General features: G+C 59.8%; 6 protein-coding genes. 3 read left to right on the top strand and 3 right to left on the bottom strand.

Annotation, left to right across the window (positions count from 1 at the left end; all coding sequences use genetic code 11):
* Nucleotides 1-752: FecR family protein (locus GHO03_RS23515; RefSeq protein WP_153400620.1), on the top strand; the 752-nt coding region annotated here is incomplete at its 5' end.
* Nucleotides 753-954: 202 nt separating this feature from the next.
* Nucleotides 955-1,341, top strand: coding sequence for a fe2+ zn2+ uptake regulation protein (locus tag GHO03_RS23510; RefSeq protein ID WP_095001663.1), 387 nt, complete (start codon nt 955-957; stop codon nt 1,339-1,341).
* Here the strand turns inward: GHO03_RS23510 and GHO03_RS23505 are convergent.
* Together GHO03_RS23505 and GHO03_RS23500 are read right to left on the bottom strand one after the other, a co-directional pair.
* Nucleotides 1,338-1,526 carry a hypothetical protein gene (locus GHO03_RS23505; RefSeq protein WP_095020889.1) on the bottom strand — a complete coding sequence of 63 codons (189 nt, stop codon included), beginning with the start codon at nt 1,524-1,526 and terminating at the stop codon, nt 1,338-1,340. The two genes, GHO03_RS23510 and GHO03_RS23505, sit on opposite strands and share 4 nt — an antisense overlap.
* Nucleotides 1,527-1,676: 150 nt before the next feature.
* Entirely contained in the window at nt 1,677-2,582 is a 906-nt protein-coding gene (locus GHO03_RS23500; protein ID WP_153400619.1) for a LysR family transcriptional regulator, read from the bottom strand.
* 111 nt (nt 2,583-2,693) lie between these two features.
* Between GHO03_RS23500 and GHO03_RS23495 the strand changes: the two genes are divergently transcribed.
* Complete coding sequence (locus GHO03_RS23495; RefSeq protein ID WP_095019299.1) at nt 2,694-3,689, top strand: aldo/keto reductase; 996 nt, start codon at nt 2,694-2,696, stop codon at nt 3,687-3,689.
* A gap of 117 nt (nt 3,690-3,806) precedes the next feature.
* On the opposite strand, the gene GHO03_RS23490 is transcribed toward GHO03_RS23495, so the two are convergent.
* On the bottom strand, nt 3,807-5,488 hold a 1,682-nt coding region (locus GHO03_RS23490), incomplete at its 5' end, for a translocation/assembly module TamB domain-containing protein (protein ID WP_178110357.1).

Raw genomic sequence — 5,488 nt, 5'->3', positions numbered from 1 at the left:
GCAGCACCTGGCAGCGCTTTGCCGTGGCCGCCGCCATTACCCTGCTCGCCCTTCCCGTGGCGGCCTACAGCGGCTGGCAACTGGGCTGGGTGCCCAATGCCCATGAGCGCTACAGCGCCGATGCCAGTGCCAGGACGGTGACACTGCCCGATGGCAGCCAGGTCGAACTCAACCTGGGCAGCCAACTGACCTTCAGTAACTACAAGGATCAGCGCCAGGTGACCCTGAGCAAGGGCGAGGCCTTTTTCAAGGTCAGTCACGACGCATCCCACCCGTTTCTGGTGCAGGCGGCAGAAGGCCAGGTGCGTGTCACAGGCACCCAGTTCAATGTGTGGATGTACGAAGACCAGGTGCGGATCACCCTGCTCGAAGGTTCGGTGCTGGTCACCAGCAACAAGCGCCTGAGTGGCGATGGCCTGCGGTTGGAGCCGGGCATGCAGGCGCGTTACAAGGCAGGCGACCATGCCGCGCAAATTGGCCCGGTCGCGGCCGTCACCTCCGAGCTGGCCTGGCGCAACGGCCAGCTGGTGCTGGACAACCTGTCACTGGCTGACGCCTTGCCCCTGATCAACCGCTACCTCGACACTCCCCTCGCCCTGGCCGACAGCGCCACCGGCAAACTGCGCATTGGGGGTGTATTCAATACCCGGGAAATCGATCATCTGGTGACCTCCCTGCCCAAAGTGTTGCCGGTATACCTGAGCCGCAACACCGAGGGTCGGCCGGTGCTGACTGCCCGCCAGGCCCTGTAGAGGGCCAGAGCATGCCCTTCACGATTAAAAAAATTTAATAATCGCTCCAAACCCCCGCCTACACTGGTCGCAAACGCGATTGAGACGAATTCACGACAAAATTTCTACATTTGAATGTTCATGATTTCTGTCGCTCATTCGTCTAGTTAAGTAAGAGCATTTTTTTCTTTTCCTGATCAGACTCTGAAAAGGAGTTTTTTGCATGCATAACCAGCAAATACCAACGGATGGTAGAAACCCGCATCGCGAAGTCGCTTTTCAGCCCGATACCGGGCTGCTGGAAGCGCTCGCGCCCTTGCAAGGCAACGAACGGATCCGCCACCTGCTCAAGTGTTTCGGGCTGCGTACCAGCCTGGTGCGGCTCAAGGTCATTGACGCGCTGTTAACGGCTGCAGGCAATGATCGCAGGCTGGGGGTGCGCGGCATGCACAGCCACTTGCAGGCGCTGGATATCCCGCTGTCATTCTTGAGTGTGCGCGAGGTACTCAAGCGCCTGTGCAGCGAAGGGGTGGTGGTACTCAACAGCGACAAGAGCTACAGCCTGCATCCACAGGCTGAAGCCGTTTTGACCGGCAAGATCGAAGCTTAGATCTTGGTCTTGCGGCGCATGACGCCGTTGATGACAACCACGACCACGGCCACACCGATGGCGATGTACTGGAACATCTTCTCGGTGATCATGCCGGCGTTTTGCAAGTAAGAAAGGCCGAACATGATGCCCAGAACCACCAGTGATATCAAAATCGAGTATTTCAAGCGCTGCGAAGGGGTCATGACCTGTTCCTGACAGTAAGTCCGTATACGAAAGCCGCCAACCGGGTCGGTTTTCATGGAGAAATTGAAAAAATCGGGCCCCATCTTACAGCCAAGCCAGCTTTTTGGCTGCCACCAACGAACATCCCGGGCCTGCCCTGCAGGCCCGGACTAACGTTTGAAGGCACTCCCCGGCCGGGCACACAGGTCCACCAGCCAGTCCACAAAGACACGTACCCGCGGCGACAATTGCCGATGGTGTGGATATAAGGCTGTTAACGCCAGCCGCGGTGGCAAACAGTCTCTGAGCACTTCTTGCAGGCGCCCTTCGCGCACCAGCTGCGCAACATGGTAATGGGGGGTTTGCACCAGCCCGTACCCCGCCACACACGCCGCCAGATACCCCTCGGCACTGTTGACCGCAAGCCGCTTGGGCAAGTCGACGAGGCGCACTTCATCATCGACCTGGAATTCCAGCCCGTAACGCTTGCCCGAGGCGCTGGAGAAATATTCCACCACCTGATGCCCGCTCAGGTCTTCGAGCGATTGCGGTACACCGCGAGCTTGCAAATAGGCAGGGCTGGCGCATGTCACCTGATCCATCTGCACCAGGGGCCGCGCCACCAGGGAGTCGTCCATGGTCAGTCCACCGCGGATCACACAATCCACACCTTCCCGAATCAGGTCCACCGGGCGGTCGTTGAGGCCGATTTCCAGTTCGATCTGCGGGTAACGGTCCGTGAACTCCGGCAAGGCCGGCAACACCACCAGACGCCCCACCGAAGCGGGCATCTCGACCCGCAGCGTGCCTTTGGGCTGGCTGCCGCGAAACAGCCCTTCGGCATCATCAAGATCATCCAGCAGGTTGACGCAGCGCTGGTAGTACGCCGCGCCATCCAGGGTCGGACTGACCTGGCGAGTGGTGCGATGCAGCAGCTGCACGCCCAAATGCGCTTCCAGTTGCTTGATCAACACCGTCACCGATGCACGAGGTAATTGCAGACTGTCGGCAGCCTTGGTAAAGCCGCCCAGTTCAACGATGCGAGTGAAGACCCGCATCGCGTTGAAACGGTCCATAACCCCTCCATTGTTTAGAAATTACGAACAGTGATGGTGTATTTACCCTGTTTATCTTGCCACTGTCGAGGTGAAGAATAGCCCTACCCCACTCATTCAGGAGCACCTCGCATGCACACTCGCCAACTGGGTAAAGACGGACCTCAGGTCAGCGCTATTGGCCTGGGCTGCATGGGCATGACCGACTTCTACACCACCGGCAGCGACACCCGCGAAGCCGTGGCCACCCTGCACCACGCTCTGGAACTGGGCATCAACCTGCTCGATACCGCCGACATTTATGGGCCACACACCAACGAAGAACTGATTGGCCAGGCCATTCGCGGGAAACGCGAGCAAGTGTTTCTGGCCAGTAAATTCGGCATCGTACGCGACCCGGCCAATCCGGCCTTTCGCGACATAAATGGTCGCCCCGAGTACATCCGCCAGGCCGTCGAAGGCAGCCTCAAGCGCCTTGGGGTTGAGACGCTGGATCTGTACTACCAGCACCGCATGGACCCGAACGTACCGGTTGAAGAAACCGTCGGCGCGCTGTCAGCTCTGGTCAAGGCAGGCAAGGTGCGTTATCTGGGCCTGAGCGAGGCATCGGTGGCGACCCTTGAACGAGCGCACAAAGTGCATCCGATCAGCGCATTGCAAAGTGAGTACTCGCTGTGGAGCCGCGACCAGGAAGGCAACGGTTGCCTTGAAGCCTGTCAGCGCCTGGGCATTGCCTTTGTGCCCTACAGCCCGCTGGGTCGGGGATTTTTGACCGGTGCGCTAAGAACCGTGGACGATTTTGCCGCAGACGATTTCCGCCGTTTCAATCCCCGTTTCCAAGGTGAGAACTTCGGCAAAAACCTGCTGTTGGTCGAACAAGTGCAAACCCTGGCTGCCGAAAAAGGCGTGACGGCCGGGCAACTGGCGTTGGCCTGGGTACTGGCACAGGGCGATTACCTGATCCCGATTCCGGGCACCAAGCAACGCAAGTATCTGCAGGAGAATGTGGGAGCGCTGGAGGTCAAGCTGAGCGCCAGCGAGCTGGCCGCACTGGAAAGCATATTCCCGGCCAGCGCCGTGGCCGGGTTGCGCTATGCCGAAGCAACGATGAAGCAGCTCACGCTCTGAGGCTGCACTACCTTTACCCTATCCTGTGGGAGCGAGCCTGCTCGCGATACAAGCAAACCGCGTCGCCTGTTTCGCGAGCAGGCTCGCTCCCACACCATCAGGTCATATCACAGCACGTCAGAAATCCCGTTTGTAGAAGATATCCAGCGAGCTGGCAAAACCGCTGGCTACTTCGACATACACACGCTTGCTCAGTTTGTAACGCAGGGCAATGGTACTGGCAGGTTCAAACACACCCACACCATAGCGTACGCTCAGCCGCTCGTTGATCTTGCCACTGGCCACCACTGCCGTGCTGTTGCCGGTGCCTTCGGTATCAAGCTCAAAATCCTTGATCCCCAGGTGGTTGGCCAGGCTGGTGGTAATCCCCGAACTGCCCATCAGGCCCAGGCCCAGCGCCGCCTGCGCCAGCAGGTTTTCATCTTCCCCGGTACCCGTCAGCGGACGCCCAAGGATCAGGTAAGACAACGCCTGTTCCTGGCTCATGGCCGGTTCCGAGAAGATTTGCGTAGTGGGCTGTTCCGCACTGCCTGTCAGGCGAATCCCGGCAATCACGTCGTCGGTCTGGCGGACCGCTTCGATATCCAGATAAGGCTGGTCAATCGGCCCGGCGAACAGCAAACGCGCACGGCGTATGGTCAGCTTCTGGCCATAGGCACGGTAGCGACCGTTATTGAGGCGCAGCTCGCCACGGGTGTCCATGTCGTTGCCAATATGCACCTGCCCCGCCAGATCGGCGTTCAGGCCAAAGCCGGAGAATGTCAGCAACTCCTGCCCCACCACCACGGTGATATCCATGTCGACCTGCATCGGCGCGGCTTCACCCGTCGTCTGCTGGCCCACAATCACCGTGTCATCTGACACCTTGACCGTCGAGGGTGGCAATTCCCGTACCACGATTTCACCCTTGGGCACGTTCACCGTACCGGCGATCAACAGGGTGTTGTCGGGGTTGAGGGAGATTTTCAGGTCCGGGGCGACTTCCAGCTTGGCATAAGGCTCGACCGTCACCGGCAGGTTGTTGCCCTTGACCAGCACATTGACCGCCACTGCCTGACCCCAGGCCACATTGCCGCTGACGCTGCCCTGGCCCTTGTCGCCGCTGGTCCAGCCGCCATTGATCTGCGCCGTTTCGCCGTTGATGGCCAGCGAAAGCTGCACATTCTCGAAGTTGGTCGGCAGCTCCGGCCCCGAGATTTCACCGCCGGTCAGGGCCACATTGCCGTTGACATGGGGCGACAGCAAAGCACCCGATATCGTGCCAGAGCCGTTGAGCTGGCCGGTGAGTTTTTCCACCATCGGCGCAAACGGACGAATCATCGACACATCCAGCCCGGTGAGACGGAATTCACCGGTAACAGGTTTGCTTTTGGGCAGCGGATTGATCCGCGCTGCCAGCATCAACTGCCCCAGCTTGCCACCATCGAAATCAAGCCGCGATTCAACCCGGTTAGGGGTCAGGTTGCTGGTCAGCTTGAACGCCTGGTATGGGAAGTCCAGCCACTGGCCCTTGTCTTTGAAGCGCAACGTGCCACCACTGGCATCCACCACCACCTGGCCTTTAGGCCCGCTGGCAGGCAAGTCCAGCATCAAGTCGGCATTGAGCTGGCCCTGCCACTGGAAGTCCTTGGGCAACCACTCGGCCAGGCTGTCGAGGGGGAACTGCTTGAGGTGCAGACGCAGTTTCGGGTCCGGCACCAGGCGCTGCTCTTCGCTGCACAAGCTCGCCGGGCCGGAGAGCCAGCCCTGCGCGCCCAGATTGAGCCGGCCATCGGCCAGGCGCTCCAGCCGTGCCGGGT

The organism is Pseudomonas sp. FSL R10-1339 (assembly GCF_009600545.1).
Lineage (GTDB): Bacteria > Pseudomonadota > Gammaproteobacteria > Pseudomonadales > Pseudomonadaceae > Aquipseudomonas > Aquipseudomonas bubulae.
The sequence above is the reverse complement of the archived record's forward strand: the minus strand, read 5'-3'. Positions and strand labels throughout refer to the sequence as shown.